The 19,664-nt window shown below is 69.4% G+C and carries 19 protein-coding genes and 1 riboswitch; of the genes, 7 read left to right on the top strand and 12 right to left on the bottom strand.

Going from position 1 to position 19,664, the window contains the following annotated elements:
* Window positions 1-71: 71 nt before the first annotated feature.
* Together BM417_RS44310 and BM417_RS44315 are read right to left on the bottom strand one after the other, a co-directional pair.
* A complete protein-coding gene (locus BM417_RS44310) occupies window positions 72-1,448 on the bottom strand; it encodes a CATRA conflict system CASPASE/TPR repeat-associated protein (protein ID WP_093606122.1) in 1,377 nt (458 codons plus the stop codon).
* Window positions 1,445-1,744: a CATRA system-associated protein gene (locus tag BM417_RS44315; protein WP_143139090.1), complete on the bottom strand. Its 300-nt coding sequence runs from the start codon at window positions 1,742-1,744 to the stop codon at window positions 1,445-1,447. Before BM417_RS44315 ends, BM417_RS44310 begins: the two co-directional genes overlap by 4 nt.
* A 114-nt stretch (window positions 1,745-1,858) precedes the next feature.
* Here BM417_RS44315 and BM417_RS44320 point away from each other — a divergent pair, with 114 nt between their 5' ends.
* Complete coding sequence (locus BM417_RS44320; RefSeq protein ID WP_093606124.1) at window positions 1,859-5,293, top strand: CHAT domain-containing protein; 3,435 nt, start codon at window positions 1,859-1,861, stop codon at window positions 5,291-5,293.
* A gap of 212 nt (window positions 5,294-5,505) precedes the next feature.
* On the opposite strand, the gene BM417_RS44325 is transcribed toward BM417_RS44320, so the two are convergent.
* Window positions 5,506-5,988 carry a hypothetical protein gene (locus BM417_RS44325; RefSeq protein WP_093606125.1) on the bottom strand — a complete coding sequence of 161 codons (483 nt, stop codon included), beginning with the start codon at window positions 5,986-5,988 and terminating at the stop codon, window positions 5,506-5,508.
* A gap of 76 nt (window positions 5,989-6,064) precedes the next feature.
* On the opposite strand from BM417_RS44325, the gene BM417_RS44330 reads away from it, so the two are divergent.
* Complete coding sequence (locus tag BM417_RS44330; RefSeq protein WP_218164763.1) at window positions 6,065-6,886, top strand: siderophore-interacting protein; 822 nt, start codon at window positions 6,065-6,067, stop codon at window positions 6,884-6,886.
* Here the strand turns inward: BM417_RS44330 and BM417_RS44335 are convergent.
* The 5 genes from BM417_RS44335 to BM417_RS44355 are packed head-to-tail and all read right to left on the bottom strand — an operon-like array spanning window position 6,872 to window position 11,519.
* Entirely contained in the window at window positions 6,872-7,477 is a 606-nt protein-coding gene (locus tag BM417_RS44335; RefSeq protein ID WP_093606126.1) for a hypothetical protein, read from the bottom strand. The two genes, BM417_RS44330 and BM417_RS44335, sit on opposite strands and share 15 nt — an antisense overlap.
* Window positions 7,474-9,027 (bottom strand): amidohydrolase, encoded by a 1,554-nt coding sequence (locus BM417_RS44340; protein ID WP_093606127.1) that lies wholly within the window; start codon window positions 9,025-9,027, stop codon window positions 7,474-7,476. The genes BM417_RS44335 and BM417_RS44340 overlap by 4 nt, the downstream gene beginning before the upstream one ends.
* Window positions 9,024-9,413: an acyl-CoA thioesterase gene (locus BM417_RS44345; RefSeq protein WP_093606128.1), complete on the bottom strand. Its 390-nt coding sequence runs from the start codon at window positions 9,411-9,413 to the stop codon at window positions 9,024-9,026. The genes BM417_RS44340 and BM417_RS44345 overlap by 4 nt, the downstream gene beginning before the upstream one ends.
* Window positions 9,410-10,786 (bottom strand): AMP-binding protein, encoded by a 1,377-nt coding sequence (locus BM417_RS44350; protein WP_093606129.1) that lies wholly within the window; start codon window positions 10,784-10,786, stop codon window positions 9,410-9,412. The genes BM417_RS44345 and BM417_RS44350 overlap by 4 nt, the downstream gene beginning before the upstream one ends.
* Entirely contained in the window at window positions 10,779-11,519 is a 741-nt protein-coding gene (locus tag BM417_RS44355; protein WP_093606130.1) for an enoyl-CoA hydratase/isomerase family protein, read from the bottom strand. The genes BM417_RS44350 and BM417_RS44355 overlap by 8 nt, the downstream gene beginning before the upstream one ends.
* 76 nt (window positions 11,520-11,595) lie before the next feature.
* Between BM417_RS44355 and BM417_RS44360 the strand changes: the two genes are divergently transcribed.
* The 3 genes from BM417_RS44360 to BM417_RS44370 all read left to right on the top strand — a co-directional run bounded on the left by BM417_RS44360 (window position 11,596) and on the right by BM417_RS44370 (window position 15,610).
* Window positions 11,596-12,156: a TetR/AcrR family transcriptional regulator gene (locus BM417_RS44360; protein WP_093606131.1), complete on the top strand. Its 561-nt coding sequence runs from the start codon at window positions 11,596-11,598 to the stop codon at window positions 12,154-12,156.
* A riboswitch (cobalamin riboswitch) is annotated at window positions 12,155-12,373 on the top strand. It overlaps the preceding gene by 2 nt.
* Window positions 12,374-12,481: 108 nt before the next feature.
* A complete protein-coding gene (metE, locus tag BM417_RS44365) occupies window positions 12,482-14,710 on the top strand; it encodes a 5-methyltetrahydropteroyltriglutamate--homocysteine S-methyltransferase (protein WP_093606132.1) in 2,229 nt (742 codons plus the stop codon).
* Between the two features lie 150 nt (window positions 14,711-14,860).
* Complete coding sequence (locus BM417_RS44370) at window positions 14,861-15,610, top strand: NPP1 family protein (protein ID WP_245822811.1); 750 nt, start codon at window positions 14,861-14,863, stop codon at window positions 15,608-15,610.
* On the opposite strand, the gene BM417_RS44375 is transcribed toward BM417_RS44370, so the two are convergent.
* Window positions 15,611-16,282, bottom strand: a complete 672-nt coding sequence (locus BM417_RS44375; protein ID WP_093606134.1) for a TetR/AcrR family transcriptional regulator — start codon at window positions 16,280-16,282, stop codon at window positions 15,611-15,613.
* Window positions 16,283-16,375: 93 nt separating this feature from the next.
* Between BM417_RS44375 and BM417_RS44380 the strand changes: the two genes are divergently transcribed.
* Both BM417_RS44380 and BM417_RS44385 read left to right on the top strand, forming a co-directional pair.
* Window positions 16,376-17,101: an SDR family oxidoreductase gene (locus BM417_RS44380; RefSeq protein ID WP_093606135.1), complete on the top strand. Its 726-nt coding sequence runs from the start codon at window positions 16,376-16,378 to the stop codon at window positions 17,099-17,101.
* Window positions 17,101-17,973, top strand: coding sequence for an SDR family NAD(P)-dependent oxidoreductase (locus BM417_RS44385; protein WP_218164764.1), 873 nt, complete (start codon window positions 17,101-17,103; stop codon window positions 17,971-17,973). The genes BM417_RS44380 and BM417_RS44385 overlap by 1 nt, the downstream gene beginning before the upstream one ends.
* On the opposite strand, the gene BM417_RS44390 is transcribed toward BM417_RS44385, so the two are convergent.
* Genes BM417_RS44390 through msrA form a run of 3 tightly spaced genes read right to left on the bottom strand, consistent with a single transcriptional unit; the run spans window position 17,970 to window position 19,662 of the window.
* On the bottom strand, window positions 17,970-18,689 hold the full coding sequence (locus BM417_RS44390) for a polysaccharide deacetylase family protein (protein ID WP_093606137.1): 720 nt from the start codon (window positions 18,687-18,689) through the stop codon (window positions 17,970-17,972). The two genes, BM417_RS44385 and BM417_RS44390, sit on opposite strands and share 4 nt — an antisense overlap.
* The gene (locus BM417_RS44395; protein ID WP_093606138.1) at window positions 18,686-19,186 is read right to left on the bottom strand and encodes an MOSC domain-containing protein; all 501 of its coding nucleotides are present in this window, start codon (window positions 19,184-19,186) and stop codon (window positions 18,686-18,688) included. The genes BM417_RS44390 and BM417_RS44395 overlap by 4 nt, the downstream gene beginning before the upstream one ends.
* Window positions 19,165-19,662 carry a peptide-methionine (S)-S-oxide reductase MsrA gene (gene msrA / locus BM417_RS44400; protein ID WP_093606139.1) on the bottom strand — a complete coding sequence of 166 codons (498 nt, stop codon included), beginning with the start codon at window positions 19,660-19,662 and terminating at the stop codon, window positions 19,165-19,167. Before msrA ends, BM417_RS44395 begins: the two co-directional genes overlap by 22 nt.
* Between the last annotated feature and the right edge of the window lie 2 nt (window positions 19,663-19,664).

Here is a 19,664-nt window from a genome sequence, read left to right on the forward strand (position 1 = left end):
CACGACGATGTATGAGCATGCACGTCGGGGTGTCTGTTAGTTGCGCCTCAGAGATGTTCCCGCAGGTCGCGCTAGTCCGCAGCCTTCATCGCGACCAGCACCGGCCTGACCCCGGCGGCCGTCAGCGAGGGGATCAGGTAGTGGTCCATCGTGCGCGGCTGCAGGAACAACGGGATGTCGCCGACCGACCGGCCCGGCAGGACCACGGGCAGCATCCGCCGAGTCCACCGCGGGCGGTCCGAGTGCATCAGCTCACGCAGGAGGCCCATCTCCGACCGGCCGCCGAGGTTCTGCGCCGGATCGCCCGCCGCGTCGCCGACGATGCGGCACATCGGGGACGCCACCACGATCACGTAGGCGGCGGTCGGCACCCGGTTGAGCATCCACTCGTACCAGTCCCGCCGGACGTCCGGGTAGTACTGGTCGAGGTGGACGTTGACCCCCTGGTCGCGCAGCAGGTCGGCGAACACCCGCACGTCCTTCTTGTGCTGCTCGGAATCGTGGATGTAGCTGACGAACACGTCCGGTCCGCTGAGCCGAACGGGCTCTGGACGGGCGTCGCGGGGCGAGCCGAGCGCGTCCAGTTCGTCGTCGAGCCGCGTCAGGAACCAGGTGCCGAGCGCGAGGTCGTCCGCCACCGGGCCGCCGTCGGACAACAGGTCGCCGCTGATCGCCTTGCGGAGGTTCTCCACGATGATGCCCACGCCACGCCGCATCACGCGCAAGGCGGGTGCGATCTCCTCAGGCGTGCCGCGCCCACGCGCGATGGCACGGTCACGGAGGAAGACCCTGACCTGGTACCGAAGTTTGGCCGCGTGCATAAGGTGCCTGGCCAGCGCCGTCAGCTCGCCGTCGCCGGTCGTCCACACCAAGCGGTCCAGCCGGCGTTCCAGCTCGACCGGCGCCACCGCAACGAGCCGCCGCACCACCCGGTCGTCGGCGGGCGGGCCGGTCTCCCACACCCGCACGACCCCGCCGGGCACCGCGATCCGGTCCGGCCTGCGCGACCAGCCGACGCTGCCCCCGCCGGGCACCGCCGTTCGCAGCGCCTCCAGGTCGTCCTCGGGGTCCAACGCCAGCAGGATGCGCGTCTCCCCGAGCACACCGGCCGCGGGACGGCCCAGCCTGGCCAGTTCCGCCTCCAGGCCGGCCCAGGCTTCGGCGCAGTCGCGGTCCCGGGGCGGCGCCATCATGACGGTCAGGCAGCGCACGTCGTGCTCCAGCCGCACCGACGCCTGCCACACCTCGTCGCCGTCCCGTTGCCGTGCCGCCAGCAACCCCGTGCCACCCGACAGTTCCGTGCCGGCGCCGAGACCGGGCACGGGCTCGGTGAACCCGAGCTCCTCCCCCAGAACACGCCACGCCTCGTCCAGCCAGGCCCGCCCCTCCGCGGCGTTCGGTCCCTCCAGCGGGATGTGGAAGTAGGCGAGCAACGCGGGGGCGATCACTCGTCCTGCTCGTCGTCCGGCAGCAACGTGTGCACCAGCTCGTTCGCTCGATCACGCACCTTCGGCGGTGGCTCCTCCGCCGACTCCTGTCCCTGCTTCTCGGCAACGCGCCGTGAGAGCAACTCCAGCTCGTACAGGACCTGTTCCATCGCGGCGGCGTCGTTTGCTCCGTGGGCCGCGCCCACCGCCGTCAACGCGCTGTCGAACCGTTGCCACACATTGGGCGTGCGCCTGCCGTCCACAAACCACTGGATCTTCTCGGCCACATCGCGCACCAGCTCCGGATCGATCGTCACCACAACATCATCGGGAAGTCCCGCCAGGTACAAAAGGCCGCGCAGGGGACAGATAGTGGTCAAAGTAGTCCCGTCGCCTCCATCGGGCGCGGTCCCGGCCTACAGTCGATCACCGTGACCCGCATCGAGGCCGCGCTCGCCGCCGCCAAGCGCTGGCAGAGCGGACCGCCGACCGACGACGCGCTGTTCGCGATCGCCGAGCTGCGGGCGCTGCGCGGGGAACACCCCGTCGCGGCGGAACTCGGCACGCTGCTCGCCAGGAAGGCGTTGCAGGAAAAGGGATCCGGCCCTCGCGCGGAGCTCGACGAAGCTGTGGCCGAACTCGTCCTGGCGCGGGAGAACGACTCCGCCGACCGCGATCTGCGGCATCACCTCGCCGTGGTCCGCGTGCTGCGCTACTCGCTGCACGCCGGGCCCGAGGAGGACTTCGCCGCCGACAGCGAACTGGCCGCGTTGCTGGAGATCCCGGCCTACGTGGAGGAGTCCGGCGACAACGCCCGGCTGTTGCGGGTCCAGCTGCTCCTGACGTCGCTGCAACCCCGCGAGACCCGCCTGCCACCCGGCCGGCTGGGTGCGGCCGAGATGGTCCTGGTGATGCGCAACAGTTATCTCGTCCCGGCCGAACGCAAGGCCGCAGTGGCGCGCACCGTCACCGAGATGCTGGACTCGCTGACCGAGAAGAACCGCTCCCACCCGCAGATCCTCGCGTACAGGGCGATGGTCGGCTTGCTGACGCTCACGGACGCGAGTGGCTACGACGACGCCCTGACGTCGATCGACCAGCAGGAAACCGTTGCGGGCACCCAGGAACACGCGCTGATCGCGACGGTGCGGGCCGGCATCCACAGCGAGAAGGCGAGGATCAGCCAGAAGTCCGAGGACGCGCTCGCGGCCGCCGAGGCGGTGGACGCGGCGGCCGCGGCGCTGACCGACGACGTTCCGGCCGCGGCACATTTCCGCGACCTGCTGGGCCTGATGAAGTACCCCAACGATCTCGGCACACCGTTCACAGCCGGCGAACTGCCCGAGGAGATCGCCCGCCTGCGGCGTTCACTGGACGTGTTCCCCGTCGGCAATCCGGGCCGTGAGCACACGCTCGAGTCGTTCGTCGTCAACGTCTCGTTCCGCATCATCGCGGCCAACGCTTCCATCGACGAGCTCGACACGCTGCGGGCGCTCTATGAGGATCTGACGTCCTACGACCAGGACGACGTGAGGTCCAGGCTGATCTGCGTGCTGCTCGAGGTGTTGAAAGCCGTGCTGACGGACGAGCCCGGCCCGCTCAACGCCGCCGTACGAGCCACCCGGGACGTCGCCGCGCGGTTCCCGGACGACGAGCTCGTCCAGGTGTTGATGAAGGTCTACGGCGCGACCGCTCTGGCGAAGCGGGCGATCGGCATGTGGAACCTGCAGGACGTCGAGACCGCGTTCGACGTGCTGCGGACCAGCGGCCCGAACGCAGATCCCCAGCTCGAAGGGCTGCTCGCGTGGGCCAGGGCGACCGTGGGTCTCGCGTCGTTCCAGCACCACTCCCCGGACGAGGCGCGATACGACGAGGTCATCAGCCAGTTCGAGCGAGTCCCGCAGAAACTGGGAGACCTGTCCCCGCTGCTGCTCGACGCGGTGACTCAGAACGTGCGGCGGATGCGGGACTTCCTGCGTTCGTCCGCGCACGGAACGTCGCTGATGGCGGACTTCGTGCCTCCTGCGGACCGAACGCACATCTCCGCGCACTACAACGATGTCGGGCAGGCGCTCGTCCTGATTCAGAACGGGATCACCATCGGCGATGTCGGGAAGATCGACCGCGCCATCGAGTTGCTGCTCCCGTTCGAACGCGACAACACGCTCAACGGCCGCGACGCCGTGCGCATAGGCTTCGCCACCGGCGTCGCCCTGCGCATGCGGCACTTGCTCACCCGCGAGGAGAACGACCTCGACAACGCCATCACCCACTGGCAGAGGACGGTCACCCTGGTCGAGCGCGAACCGGGCATGGCCGACGTTTCCGACGTGTACTTCCAACTGGGAGACGGGCTGAACAGGCGCGCCGGCGAGGATGATCGGGTGCGGGCGGCGGAGAACGGCGTGCTGGCGTTGCGGGCGCGGACGTCTGACGTGTTGTTGCAGGCCGACGTCGGCCACGCGCTCACGATGGCGGAGCACGCGAACGGCGAAGCGGCGACGATCGCCCGCTGGTGCCTGGCCGCGGACCGCCTCGACCTCGCGGTGCGGGCGCTCGAGCTCGGCCGGTCACTCGTGCTGCACTCGCTCAGTGCCGAAGCGTCCATCTCCGACCTGCTGCGCGACTCCGGCCGGCTCGACCTCGCCGCCGAGTGGGACCCCGAGTCCGCGCCGTCCGAGCTCCGTTTCCGCGTGCTCACCGCGATAGCCGGGTCGGACGCGGCGTCCCAGCTGCTGCAGCCGCCGGACACCGAGGAGGTCCGGGAAGCGTTGCGGCGCACCGGCAGCGACGCGCTGGCCTATCTGGTACCGGCGACTCCGCACGCTGCCGGCTTCGCACTCGTCATCGCGTTGGACGGGGCCGTGGAGCACCTGCCGTTGCCCGATCTGCGCACCGAACCCGCGGCCGCGTTCCAGGATGCCCGCCGGACTCTGCTCGACCCGTCCGCGCAGGACGAGCGGTGGTGGGACGAGACCATGGGGCACACCTGCGAGTGGGCGTGGGACGCGGTGATGGGCGAGCTTCTCGGCCGGTTCCCCGGCCTGCCGCGGATCGTGCTCGTCCCGGTCGGCGAACTGGGCGCGGTGCCCTGGCACGCCGCCCGCCGCACCCATGGCGGCAGGGTGCGGTACGCGTGCCAGGACGCGGTGATCACGTACGCCGCGTCGGCCCGCCAGTTCACCGACGCCGCCGCGAGAACCAGCAGACCGGTGGACGAGTCCGTCGCCCTGGTCAGGGTCCAGGACGCCGGCCTGGCGTGGGCGGCGACCGAGATCAAGACCCTGCGCGAGCACGACTACCCCGGCGCGACCACGCTGGAGGACCGCGTGCGCCCTGCCGACGTGCTGCGCCACCTGCCGAGCCGGTCCACGCCCGGCGCCTCGGTGCTGCACCTGACCTGCCACGCCCGCGGCGAGACACCCGCCGTCGAGTCGCATCTCCTGCTGGACGACGGAGAAGTGCTGCCGACGCGCGCGATCCTGCGCCAGGCCCGCCACCGAGGCCGCGACGCCGACGGCGGCCTGGTCGTGCTGGCCTCCTGCGCGAGCGACGTCACCGACACCGCGCACGACGAGGCACTCACCCTGGCCACCGCGTTCATCGCCGCCGGAGCCACCGGCGCGGTGGGCGCGCGCTGGCCGATCGTCGATCTCACGACCACGTTGTTCGTGACGATGTTCCACCACTACCTGACCCGCGGCTATCGCGATCCGGCCACCGCGTTGCGCGCCACCCAGGTGTGGATGCTCGACCCCGGCAGGCAGGTGCCGCTGGACCTCGACCCGGTGCTGGCACGCCGGGCCCGGATCGCTCACCTCGACGCACCCGGTCACTGGGCCGCGTTCACCTACCAGGGACGCTGACGTGGTCGTCAGACGCCGCTGTGCATGTGCGCGGCCCAGTGCACGGGGCGCTTCGGGCGGGCGGCACGGGGACGTACAGCAGCACCTCGACGTTGACCTTCCCTGTCGAGAATGACTCCCCTGTACACAATCGGATGAATCACCGGCAGGTCGAGTCGACCTGCCGGGCACTGACGTCCCTGCCGGGCTACCGCGGCCGGACGAGACCGCGCCTATGTCAGTGAATCGAGCTCGTCGGCCTTGGCCTGCATGCGCTGCACACTGCCCTCGTGCTCCATGGAGCGCATCGCCGTGATCGCCGCGTACAGGTGCGCACCCACGTACGGGTCCTGTTCCTTGCGCTCGTTGACCTCGCCGAGCGTGGCGTTGTACATGGCGTCCGTCATCGCCGCGAGCAACGCACGTGCGCGCGGAGCGACACCTTGGGGCGCGGAGGCGTCGATGATCGGCGTGACGCGTTCCCACACCTCGTCCGGCGGGCCGGGCGGGTACAGCTGGTTGAGGCCGAGCAGGCCGTTCTCCAGCGCGCCCATCACCAGCCAGATCTCGCCCTCGTCGTCGGGCAGCAGTCGTGCGACGGCCTCGGCGTCCCGTTGGTGGTAGGCGATGGCGAGCCGCAGGCCGAGAGCCTGACTGCGGTTCTTGCTCGCGGGCTCTTCGAACCACCATTGCTGTTGCGCGGTCCTGGGGAACATGTTCGCAGTCTGCGGTACCAGCCTCGATTTCGCCCGAGAGCTTAGGTAAGCCTAACCAAAGGTGTACGGTGCTGACATGTCGCGCTACTCCGCCTTCGACCGGTTCACGCTCAAGGCCGCCACCAAGGCCGCCGAGCTGCTGATGGCCCCCGCGAACCGCCGCGAGGTCTTCGACCAGTTCGTCATGACCGTCACGGCGGTGACCGAACTCGGCGAGCACATGCGCCGGATCACCTTCCACGCGCCGGAGCTCGCCCCGTTCGAGGTGACCGGACCGGACGAGTACTTCGGCCTGCTGATGGCGACCGGCCGCGAGCTCGTCATGCCGGCCGACGACCGCATCAACGTCCGCTCGTCGTTGCGCGCGATGCCCGAGGACACGCGGCCGGATCTGCGCTGGTACACGGTCCGCGCGCACCGGCCCGAGGTCGCCGAGATCGACGTCGACTTCGTGGTGCACGGCGACGCGGGCCCCGGCACCCGGTGGGCCCGCCGCGCGATCGCGGGCGACCAGGCCGGGTTCCGCGCGGGCGGTTCGGCCTACCGGCCACCGTCGGAAGGCTCGGTGCTGCTCGCGGCCGACGAGACCGCGTTGCCCGCCCTCGCGGCGATCCTGGAGGTCGAGACGCGACCGGCGCAGGTGTTCGTCGAGGTGCCGGACGAGTCGTACCGGATCGACCTCGAGGCGGAGTGGGTGTTCCGCGGCGACGCCGAGCCTGGTTCCGCCGTGCTGAAGGCGATCGGGGGCAAGACCCTGTCCTCTGTGGACTACGCGTGGGCGTGCGGGGAGTCGGCGCTCGCGACCGGGGTGCGGCGGCACCTGACCAAGGACCGAGGGGTGGACCGCAAGTCGATCATGTTCAGCGGGTACTGGAAGGCCGGCTCAGCCCGGATGTGAGACGCCACTGAGCCGCAACGTCCGCGTCACCACGGGATCGGACGCCGCGATGCCGTACCGGTGCTCGTACACGGCGACCGTGATGCGGGCCAGGTCGTCGGCGGCGGCCGGGGTCTGGGAGACGTAGTCCGCCGCCATCAGCAGCATCGGGTAGCCGGCGCTGCCCTGCGGCGGCAGGTAGCCGTTGACGGGCAGCAGCACGGCGCCGAGGCGGCGGTAGAACGCGATGCGGCGGCGCCGGACGCGTTCCTCGGCCGGGTCGATGCCGTGCTGGGCCGGGTCCTCGACGTCGTAGATGATCCGGGTGTGGCCCGCGCCGGTCATCGCGACGCGCAGGTGCGTCCACAGGTGTTCGCCCAGGCCGCGGCCCTTCTCCCCCACGGTGAAGTAGCGCAGGTAGACCCAGCCGGTGTCGCCGAGGGTGCGCAGGACGGCGAGGCCGAGCGGCTTGTCGTCCATCAGCACCAGGGCGGTGTCGGCCAGCAGGTCGTCGAACGGCGCGCGCAGGTGCGGCTCGAAGCCGTCGAAGTAGATCTGTTGCACGTCAGCGAGTTCCTCTGACGTGAGCGAAGAAGCGGCTACGAGCCTCACCGGAACTGTCCTCCCACCATCGTGCGCAGCACCTGGATGTCCTTGATCCGGCCGGCGGTGACCGGGTTGTCCGAGAGCACGACGAGGTCCGCGAGCTTGCCCACGGTCAACGTGCCCTTGAGGTGTTCCTGTTTGCAGGCGTAGGCGGAGCCGTAGGTGTAGGCGCGCAACGCTTCCAGGCCCGTCACCGCCTCGGCCGGGCTGAACGGCGTGCCGGACGACGTCAGCTGCTCGACCATGCCGTGCATGCCGAGCAACGGGGCGCCGTTCACCACCGGGCGATCCGAGCTGCCAGGGACGATCATGCCCGCGTCGAGCAGCGAGCGTTGGCGATAGGCCCACGCGGCACGCTCCGGCCCGAGCGCCTTCAGCATGCCGTCACCGATCTCGTTGACGAAACGGCCCTGGGGCACGGCGATCACGCCCAACGACACCGCTCGCTCGACCTGGTCGGGGCGGGCGACGCCGAAGTGTTCGATGCGGTGGCGGACGTCCGGGCGCGGGTCGATGCGACCAGCTTCCTCATAGGCGTCCAAGACCAGGTCGATGGCCGCGTCGCCGATCGCGTGGGTGGCGACGCGCCAACCGCCTCGGTGGGCGGCGATGATCCGCTCCCGCAAGGCGTCCGAGGAGTCCTGCAGGTAGCCGTGGTTGCCCGGGGTGTCGGCGAAGTCGTGGCACATCGCGGCGGTGTGGCCGATCAGCGAGCCGTCGGAGAAGATCTTGGCCGGGCCGATGCGCAGCCAGTCGTCGCCGAAACCGGTGCGGATGCCCAGGTCGAGGCCCAGGCCCAGTTCGGTCACCGGGTGCAGGGCGTCGGCGGCGATCATGAGCTCGACGCGGACGTGCAGCTTTCCCTGGTCGCGAGCGCGGTGGTAGGCCTCCAGCTCGACCGGGGACTTGCCGATCCAGCCGCCGCCGATGCCCGCCTCGACGCAGCTCGTGATGCCCTCGCTCAGGTACACGCGGCCGGCGCGGTCGATCGCGTCGACCAGGGTGTCCACCGGATAGGGCAGCACGAGCGGGCCGACCAGGTGCTGGGCCTGTTCCTGCAACAAGCCCGTCGGGCGGCCGTTGTCCGTGACCACTAGCCCGCCGGAGACCTCGACCGCGCTCTCCGAGATCCCCAGCGCTTCCAGCACGGGCGTGTTCACCACGCACATGTGGCCGGACGTGTGCTTGATCCACACCTTGCGGCCGCGCGCGACGCGGTCCAGGCCGTCGCGGGTCGGGTGGCCGCCGCACTTGTTCTGGTCGTAGCCGAAGCCCACGACCCACTCGCCGTCCGGTGCTGCTTCGACGGCCGCGTACAGCGCGTCGAGGCTCGTGACCCGGCAGTCCACTTCGGACAGAGTCAGGCCGAACCACGCCATGTGGTTGTGGGCGTCGTGGAAGCCGGGCGTGACGGTCGCGCCTTGAAGGTCGACCACCTCTCGGGCCGGGACCTCCTCCAGCGCCACGATCCGGTCGCCCAGCACGGCGAGCGCGGACGCCGGGCCGTCCAGCGTCACGAACTCGGCGTTCGTCAGCAGCAGGTCGGCCTTGATCATGAGAGCCCTTCGAAAGCCATGCGGTACCAGTCGCTCCACGGCGCGGGACGGCCGTCGGAGCCGACCTTGACGATCACCCGGTAGCCGGAGGCGTAACGGCCGCAACGGAAGCCGTAGCGGGCGCTGGTGGTGCCGATGCGGTCTGCGGTGATCTCGACCGGGAGCACGCCGGGCGCGGTGAAGGCCGCGTCGAACTCGATGTGCAGTTCCTTGACCACGTAGTTCAGGTCGGGATCGCGGTCGGCGTAGGAGGACCAGCCGAAGCCCATCGACTCGAACAGCGCTGACTGGGCGCGTTCGACGTGCAGCGCGAACCGCGAGTTGTGCAAGGTGCCGTTCAGGTCCAGCTCATCGAAGAAGACCGGGCTCTCCCAGTGAAAGCTCACCGCAGCAGCTCCTTGGCGACGCGTTCGGACGGGGTGCGCGGTAGATCCTCGCGGAACTCCCAGAAACGCGGAACCTTGAACGACGCCAGTCTTTCCGCACAGAACTCGGCGAGCTCCTGATCAGTGACTTCCCCGACGACGAACGCCTTCACCTCCTCACCGCGAATGTCGTCCGGCACGCCGATCACGGCCGCGAGCCGCACCGACGGGTGCGACATCAGCACTTCCTCGACCTCGTGCGCGGCCACGTTCTCGCCGCTGCGCCGGATCATGTCCTTGCTGCGGCCGAGGTGGTAGACACGGCCGTCCTCGATCCGCGCCAGGTCGCCGGTGCGGAACCAGCCGTCCGCGAACGGCGAGGGCGAACCCAGGTAGCCGTCCATCATGCCGGGGCCGCGCAACCACAGTTCGCCGTCCACGATCTTGGCCTCGCGATGCGGCGCGGGCAGCCCGAGGCAACCCGTGCCGACGAACCGGTCGTGGTCGAGCGCGGTGATCCGCAGGTCGGCTCCGGTCTCGGTCATGCCGAACGCCTCGAACCAGCCGACGCCCCAGCGCTCTTCCAGCTCGGCGTGCAGGGCGGGCGGGATCGCCGAGGCCTGCACGACTCGTACGGAGTGCTGTCGATCCAACGGATCGACAGGCATGCGCAGCAGCAACGCCGGCATCGCGCCGAGGCAGTAGAAGTAGGTGACGCCGTGCTCGCGGACCTTCGCCCAGAACGACGACGGGTGAAAGCCGTCCAGCACCACGAGATGCGCGCCGGCGAGCAGTGCCGCGACGACGTTCCACTGTGGATCGATGTAGTGGAACGGTTGTGCCGTCAGCATCACGTCACCGGAGTTCAGCTGCGGGAAGTACTCGACCAGGCTGCCGCCGAGCGTCAGCCAGTAGGAGTGCGACAGCACGCAGGCCTTCGGATTCCCCGTGGTGCCTGAGGTGAACTGCAGGCTGACCGACGCGGACACCTCGCCCTGCACGAACCCGCCGACCGGCTCCAGTTCCTCGACGTAGTGCACCACGTGGTCGGCGAGCAGTGACCGGAACTCCTCGGCGCCGACCACGGCGACGGCCTCCGAGGTGGTCAGCACATGAGAGGCGTCGACCGAGCGGTACTTGACGTTGAGCGGCACGGCCGTGGCGCCGAGCTTGACCAGCGCGAACCAGACCAGCGGGAACTCCGGCACGTTCCGCAGCATGATCGCGACCCGGTCGCCCGCGCGGATCCCCTTGTCCCGCAACGCCTGCGCGTACCCGTCGGACAGCGCGTCGATCTCGGCGAAGGTGAACGAGCCGCCCGGATCGAACGTCCACGCGGTCTTGTCCGGCCACCTCGTGACCGCGGTCCGGAGCGCGCCGATCAGGTCAGCCACGGCCGAACTCCTCCCGCGGCTTGTCCCCCTCGCCAGAGGTGCTGGTGATCACGGCGTGGTCGACCTCGGTGGCCAGCGCCTGGTCGAGCGTCGAACCGAGGCCCTGGTCGAGCGCGCGTTTCGCCAACAACGCGGCGACCGGAGGCTGGGCAGCGATGCGCTTCGCCAGCTTCATCGCGTGCTTCTCGTGGTCGATGACGTCCCGGTACACCACTCCGAGCTCCATCAGCGTGCCGCCGGTGATGTGTTCGCCCAGCAACAGCAATTGCTTCGCCCGGTGGGGACCGACCATCTTCGGCAACAGGCTGGAGATCCCTCCCGTGACACTGAGACCGACGCTGACCTCGGGAAAACCGAACTTCGCGAGGCCTCCCGTCACGATCAGGTCGCATCCCAGGGCGAACTCCGCGCCCGCTCCCAGCGCGTAGCCGTGGACCGCGGCGATCACGACGCCGGGGAAGTCGCGGATCGCGCGGGTGACGTCCTGGATGCGCTCCAGCCGTGCCCGCGTCTGCTCCTCGGTCTCGACCGGGACCGGCTCCTTCAGGTCGTGGCCGGCGCAGAACGCCTTGCCGCGGCCCGCCAGCACGATCACCCGCGCCTCGTCCTCACGTGCCCGTGCGAACGCGGCCAGCAGGTCCTCGACCAGCGCCGGGACCACGGCGTTGAGCCGTTCCGGACGGTTCAGGTGCACCTGCGCGATGCCCTCGGCACAGGAGTAGTCGACGGTCATCTCTCCCCTTCGATCGATCGATCGATTGGGCCTGACGCTAGAGTGAGCGCGTCCGGCCGGTCAAGGGAGGCAGCAGATGACGACGGAGGAACGGGTCCGCGAGGCCGCCGTGCGGTTGTTCGCCGAGCGCGGCTTCCACGGCACCGGCATCCGCGACCTCGCGCAGGCCGCCGGGCTGTCGTCGGCGACGCTCTACCACTACATGGGCACCAAGGAAGACCTGCTGGTCGAGATCATGCGCACGAGCCTGACCGAGTTGATCGGCAAGGCCGGGCAGATCACCGGCGACGAGACGGACCGTCTCGTCGCGCTGGTCAAGATGCACGTGCGGGCGCACGCCGAGAAGCCGCGCGAGACGGCGGTGGTGGACGGCGAGATGCGGGCGCTGACCGGCGAGCGCCGCGAGGAGATCGTGGCGTTGCGCGACCGCTACGAGCGCTTCTGGCAGGACGCGATCGACGACGGCGTGAAGGCGCGCAAGCTCACGGTGGCCGATCCGAGCATCGCCCGGCTGGCGTTGCTGGAGATGTGCAGCGGTGTCTCCCGCTGGTACTCCCCCACCGGGCCGGTCGACTTGAGTGATCTCACCATTCAATACGCGGACATGGCGCTGGGCATGCTCGGCGCCGCACGCTAGTGTCGGTCCTGCCAGCGGTTCACCCGGGCTCGTTCCGGGTGGAGCAAAAGGGAACCCGGTGCGAGTCCGGGACTGCCCCGCAGCGGTGAGTGGGAACGAAAGCCGTCATACGCACTGGGTCTGCCAGATCTGGGAAGCGACGGCCGGTAGGAGCGAGCCTCAGGGCTCGAGAACGGCGCCCACGAGTCCGAAGACCTGCCGCCGGTCCGCGCGCCGACCCGGTGCGCGGTGCTCCGGAGCCTCTCGGGCGGGCTGACGGGCGCGGCTCCGTGCCGCCCTGCTCGCGTGTCTCCGGTGCTTCCGCACGCTCGCGAGGAGAGAGCTTGTGACCATTGGCAGCACTGTTTTCGGCTACCCCCGCATTGGACCGAAGCGCGAACTGAAGCGCGCGGTCGAGCAGTACTGGGCCGGAAAGATCGATGAGGCTGCACTCCAGCAGACCGCGAAACAGCTCAGGGCGCAGACCTGGGCCGAACTGTCCGAACTGGACTCCGTACCGTCGAACACGTTCTCGTTCTACGACCAGGTGCTCGACACGTCGTTGTTGTTCGACGCGATCCCCCAGCGGTTCCGCGACCTCGGACTGTCCGAACTGGACACCTGCTTCGCGGCGGCACGCGGCCGGGACGGCGCCGCGGCCCTGGAACTGACGAAGTGGTTCGACACGAACTACCACTACCTGGTGCCGGAACTGGGCCCGGACACCGAGTTCCGGCTGACCGGCGACAAGCCGATCGCCGAGTACCGCGAGGCGCTCGAACTCGGCATCACGACCCGGCCGGTGCTGCTCGGCCCGGTCACGTACCTGTTGCTGGCCAAGAGCACGGTTCCCGGCTTCGAACCGGTGACACTGCTCGATCGCCTGCTGGAGGCGTACGTCGAACTGCTCGGCCGCCTGCGCGTCGAGGGCGTCGAGTGGGTGCAGATCGACGAACCGGCGTTCGCCGCCGACCGCACACCGGCCGAACTGAACGCGTTGCGCCGCACGTACCGGACGCTCAGCGGGCTGCCCGGCCGGCCGAAGCTGCTGGTCACCGGCTACTACGGCGACCTGGGCGAGGCACTACCGATCCTGGCCTCCTCCCAGGTCGAGGCGATCGGCATCGACCTCGTGAGCGCGCCGGACACGTCGGTCGCGATCCCCGCGCTGCGCGACAAGATCCTGGTCGCCGGCCTGGTCGACGGGCGCAACGTGTGGCGCACCGACCTGCACGCCGCGCTGGCGACGGCAGCGGCACTGCTGGGCTCCGCGCGCGAGGTCGTCGTCTCGTCGTCCTCCACGCTGCTGCACGTGCCGTACGACCTGGAAGCCGAGAACCTCGAACCGGACGTGCAGGCGCGGCTGGCGTTCGCACGGCAGAAGGTGCGCGAGATCGTGGTGCTGGGCAAGGCTTTGCGCAACGGAGCCGACGGCGCCTGGGCCGACGAGGCGAAGCACCAGGTGCCCAGCCCGCGCCGCGACGACCACGTCCGGGCACGCATCGCGTCGTTGCGGCCGGAACACAGCGTCCGTGCGCCGTACGAGGAACGCGCTGCCGCCCAGCAGGCCCGGCTCGCGCTGCCGCCGCTCGCGACCACGACGATCGGTTCGTTCCCGCAGACCGGCGACATCCGCAAGGCACGCGCGGCCGTGCGCGGCGGGGAGATCACCGAGGACGAGTACGGGCAGCGGATGCGAAACGAGATCGGTCGCGTGATCGATCTTCAGGAGGACATCGGCCTGGACGTGCTGGTGCACGGCGAGCCCGAGCGCAACGACATGGTCCAGTACTTCGCCGAGCACCTGGAGGGCTTCGCCAGCACGGAGTTCGCGTGGGTGCAGTCGTACGGGTCGCGGTGCGTGCGGCCGCCAATCATCCACGGCGATGTGTCGCGGCCGAAGCCGATGACGGTGCCGTGGAGCACCTACGCGCAGTCGCTGACGTCCAAGCCGGTCAAGGGAATGCTGACCGGTCCGGTGACGATCCTCGCGTGGTCGTTCGTCCGCGACGACCAGCCGCTGGCCGACACCGCGAACCAGGTGGCGCTGGCGTTGCGCGACGAGATCCGCGACCTGGAGGCCGCCGGGATCCGGGTGGTGCAGGTCGACGAACCGGCGCTGCGCGAGCTGCTTCCGTTGCGCCGGAAGGACCAACCGGCGTACCTGGAGTGGTCGGTCGGCGCGTTCCGGCTCGCCACCGCCGGCGCCACGACGGGCACCCAGATCCACACCCACCTGTGCTATTCGGAGTTCGGCGAGGTGATCGGCGCGATCTCCGACCTCGATGCCGACGTCACGACGATCGAGGCCGCGCGGTCCAAGATGGAGATCCTGGAGGGCCTGGAGTTCCCGCGTGGCATCGGTCCCGGCGTCTACGACATCCACTCACCGCTGGTGCCGAGCGAGGACGACATCGTTTCGCTGATCACCGAGGCGGTGCGCGCGGTGCCAGGTGAACGTTTGTGGATCAACCCCGACTGCGGGTTGAAGACGCGCGGTTACGCCGAGGTGGAGCCGGCGTTGCGAAACCTGGTCGCGGCGACCCGTCGCATGAGGGCCCACCTGGGCGGATGAGAGCGCGACCCCGGGACGTGATCGATTCCGTCCCGGGGTTGTTAATTTCCCGGTATGGCAAAGATTTGGCGAAGTACCTAGACGTGAACGTGGTTCATGTACCACCTTCGGCCTCGCAAGCCTCGCTCCCCTGCACCCCGGAGGCCTCTGTTGAGGAAGAAGCTCCTGACCGCGCTCGCCGGCGCACTGCTGATCACGGCACTGTTCCCCGGCATCGCGCTCGCTGACCCGCCCCGGGCCATCCCCGCCAACTACGAGGCGGCCGACGGCAAGTGGCAGCCGGCGTTCGACTACGACGGCGACGGCTGTTACCCCACCCCGGCGATCTCGCCGACCGGTGACATCGCGCCCGGCCTGAAGAACTCCGGCGCGCTGAACGGCAACTGCCACGACAGGTCCGACCTGGACAACACCAACTCCTACAGCCGTTCCAAGTGCAACAACGGCTGGTGCGCCTACCTGTACGACCTGTACTTCGAGAAGGACCAGGCCGTTCCGCTGATCGACTGCTGCGGCCACCGCCACGACATCGAGCACGTGGTCGTCTGGGTGCAGAACGACGTGGCCCAGTTCGTCTCGACGTCGGAGCACGGCAAGTACAAGACCCACCCGCGTGCCAACGTGCAGTGGGAAGGCACCCACCCGAAGATCATCTACCACAAGGACGGCGCCAGCACGCACTGCTTCCGGCTCGCGGGCGCGGGCGAGCAGGCGGAGAACCACTACGGGGTCTACCAGTACCCCGGGCTGGTCAGCTGGGACCGCTTCCCCGCCGGGGTCCGCGACAAGCTCGTGAACGCGAACTTCGGCAGCGCGTCCCTGGCGATCAAGGACAGCGCGTTCAACTACAACCTGGGCATCGCGAAGCCCGCCGGGATCGCGTTCGACCCGAACGCCTGATCACTTGGCCACACGGTTCAGCCACTCGGCCAAGAGGGCCCGTTCCGCTGGAGACAGCATCAGGGGCGGGTCCTCTTCCAGTGCCACCCTCAGCGCGATCGCCCTGCTCGGGATGTCCGTCGGCTCGTCCGGCGCGACGTCCGTCGTGATCGCCCTGATCACCTGCTCGCGTGAGAACGTGATCAGCTCCAGATCGCGGTCCTCCTCCGGCGTCGCGATCAACGCCAGCACGACGCCCATGCCCGCCGCGTGCACGAACTGCGCCGCCTGCTCGACGGGGACCGTCAGCCGGCCCGCCGACGCGATGCGGCTGATGATCTCGCGGAGCATCGCGTCCGCCTTCAGCCGCGCCTCACGCTTGCGCGGCTCGCCGTACATCAGCAGGTAGAACGCGGGCCGCGCCAGGCCGAAGCCGATGTGCAGCTCCCACCCCCGTCGCAGGTCGTCCACGGGGTTGTCGCTGGCACCCATCGCCTGCTTGGTCGCGAGGTAGTCGGAGAAGCCGAACGCCGCCACGGCGTCGAGTAGCCCGTCCTTGTCGCCGAAGAGCCGGTAGAGCGTCGGCGCCTGCACGCCCGCCGCCGAAGCGACCGCGCGCGTGGAGACCGCTTCCTTGCCACCCTCGACGAGCAGGTCGGCCGCAGCCTTCACCAGACGCTCTCTCGTGTCCATGTAACGACGATAACACATCAGCGGTAGCGTTGATTCGATATCAGTGCTACGTTGAATCAGGTAACGACGGAAACACCAGCTAGGAGTGCTGTCATGACTCGCGTTGCGATCGTCACCGGCGGATCGAGGGGCATCGGGCGGGCTGCCGCCGAGCGCCTCGCCGCCGACGGAACGGCCGTCGTCATCGTGTACGCCGGCAACAAGACTGCGGCTGACGAGGCCGTGGAGAAGATCAGGGCGAACGGCGGCCAGGCCGTCGCCGCGCAGGCCGACGTCGGCGACGAGAAAGCCGTCACCGCCGCGTTCGAACTGGCCGTGCAGACCTTCGGCGGCGTGGACGTCGTCGTGAACTCCGCGGGCATCATGCCGCTCGGCACCGTCGCGGACATGGACCTCGACACGTTCGACCGCATCATGCGCACCAACGCCCGCGGCACGTTCATCGTGAACCAACAGGCCGCACGCCGGCTGCGTGACGGTGGCGCGATCATCAACGTCTCGTCGTCCGTGGTGGGTCTGCGCTTCCCCCAGTACGGGGCCTACGCCATGTCCAAGGGCGGCGTCGAGGCACTGACCCTGATCCTGGCCCGTGAGCTGCGCGGCCGCGACATCACCGTGAACACCGTCGCCCCCGGCCCCACCGCCACCGACCTGTTCCTCGACGGCAAGGACCAGGCGACCATCGACACCCTCGCGAAGCAGCCGCCGCTGGAGCGTCTCGGCTCGACCGGCGACATCGCGGAGGTCATCTCCTTCCTGGCGGGCCCGGCTCGCTGGATCAACGGCCAGACCATTCGCGCGAACGGAGGCATCATCTGATGGGCAAGGTCATCGTCGTCACGGGAGCGTCCAGCGGTTTCGGCGCGCTGGCGGTCCGCAGGCTGGCCCTCGCCGGCCACACCGTCTACGCGGGCATGCGGGAGACCTCCGGCCGCAACTCCGGTGCCGTGGAAGAACTCGGGGTGTTCGGCGCCGAGAACAAGGCCGACGTGCACGCCGTCGAGCTCGACGTGCAGTCGCAGGAGCCCGCGGACGCCGCGATCGCGTCGATCATCGCGGAACAAGGACATCTGGACGTGGTCGTCCACAACGCGGGCCACATGGTCACCGGTCCGGCCGAGGCCTTCACGCCGGAGCAGTACGCGGCCCTGTACGACGTGAACGTCCTGGGCACCCAGCGCGTGAACCGCGCCGCCCTGCCGCACCTGCGCGGTCAGCACTCGGGCCACGTCGTGTGGGTGGGTTCCAGCTCGACGCGCGGCGGCACTCCCCCGTACCTGGCCCCGTACTTCGCGGCCAAGGCGGCGATGGACGCGGTCGCGGTCTCCTACCGCGCCGAGCTGCTGCGGTTCGGCATCGAGACCACGATCGTCGTGCCGGGCGCCTTCACCCACGGCACCAACCACTTCGCGCACAGCGGCACCCCCGCCGACACGTCTCGGGCCGCGGAGTACGAGGAGTTCTACCCCGGCCTGATGGACCAGGTGGGCGGCCGGCTCGCCGAACTGGAACCGTCGTGGGCGGACGTCGGCGCCGTGGCCGACGCGATCGTGGACGTCGTCGGCTCCTCGAAGCCACCGTTCCGCGTGCACATCGACCCCTCCGCTGATGGTGCCGAGGTCGTGAACGCGGTGGCGGACCGGGTGCGCGGCGAGTTCCTGCGCCGGGTGGAGCTGGCCGATCTCATCTAACGGCTGTCGAGGAGCGCGGACACGGTGAGGAACCGGTAACCGCGCTCCTTCAGCCCGGTGATGATGGGCTTGAGCGCCTGCCGGGTCTGGTCCCTGGCGGCGTACATGGGGTGGAGCAGGATGATCGAGCCCGGTTTGGTCTCGGCGAGGGTCTGCTGGGCGATCTGTTGTGCGGTGGGCGTGCCTTCGGAGTCCGGTTCCACGTCCCACATGACCGTCGTGCGGTTGTGTTCCTTCAGGTAGTGCGGCAGGGCGAAGAGCTTCTTGCCGTTGGGCGGGCGGAAGTGGATGTCGCCGCTGTAGCCGGTCCTGCGGATCTGAGCGTCGGTGTCCTCGATCTCCTTCGCCACGGTGCTCGGCAGAACGCCGATCATGCGCTGGTGGTGGAAGGTGTGGTTGCCGATCTCGTGCTTCGCCTCCGCGATCTGTCTGCCCAGATCGGGGTACTTCTCCAGGTCGCGGCCCATGAGGAAGAACGTCGCCGGGACGTCTTCTGCCTTCAGCAGGTCCAGGACCTGCTGGGCGCCGGCGGGATCGGGGCCGTCGTCGAAGGTGAGGGCCACCAGCTTCTCGTTGGTCTCGACGCGGTCGACCAGGTCACCGAAGAACTGGAACGTGCGGGCGCTGGCGACGTTCCACAGCGCTGCGGCGGCGACGAGCACTAAGGTGAGGCTTACCGCCGTGATGATCGTTGGCTTGCGGCGCAACCACTTCATGCGCCCACTATGACCACGGTGGATTTCCCGGTACGCAGCACCCCGTCGTCCAGCGGCACGCAGCGAATCCCGCCCTTCCCGCGCAACGCCCTGAAGGCGCCGGGAGCGATGACCTGATCCATCCACGCACAGGGGTTCGCCGGCCGATGCACCTCGAACCGCACCGGCCCGTCCCCGCTGTCCAGGCTGAACACCGCGCCGCGCGGCAGCGAGTCCACGTCGAACCCGCGCACGACGACGTTGCGGCGCGCCAGCAGCGGGTCCACCGGCCACGGGTCGAGCGACTCGGCCGAGATGAACGTGACCGCCGCGTTGCGATGCGCGGGATGGTTGAAGTACCGGTCGCCGACGATGCCCAGCCCAGCCCGAACGTCCACGCGATCGCGCGAGACGGGTCCGGGATCGGGACGAGGGCCGTCCGACGGACGGCCCTCGAAAGCGTGCACGGGTGAGACGTGCAGCGCGACGATCTCGATCAACGCTCGCCGAGCTGCCACTCCGGCCGCACGTAGTGGCACGTGTAGCCGTTCGGGTAGCGCTCCAGGTAGTCCTGGTGCTCCGGCTCGGCCAGCCAGAAGTCCGACTCCTGGGTGACCTCGGTGACGACCTTGCCCGGCCACTTGCCGGAGGCGTCGACCGCGGCGATCGTCTCCTCCGCGACCTGCTTCTGCGTGTCGTCGGTGTAGAAGATCGCCGAGCGGTAGCCGGCGCCGACGTCGTTGCCCTGGCGGTTGCGGGTCGACGGGTCGTGGATCTGGAAGAAGAACTCCAGGATCTGCCGGTAGCTGAGCTGCTCGGGGTCGAACGTGATCTCGATGGCCTCGGCGTGGTTGCCGTGGCGGCGGTAGGTGGCGTTCGGCGTGCTGGGGTCGCCGGTGTAGCCGACGCGCGTGGAGACGACGCCGGGGTGGCGGCGGAACAGGTCCTGCATGCCCCAGAAACAGCCGCCCGCGAGAACAGCCTTCTCCGTCACAG

Source organism: Lentzea waywayandensis (assembly GCF_900115955.1).
Taxonomy (GTDB): Bacteria; Actinomycetota; Actinomycetes; order Mycobacteriales; family Pseudonocardiaceae; genus Lentzea; species Lentzea waywayandensis.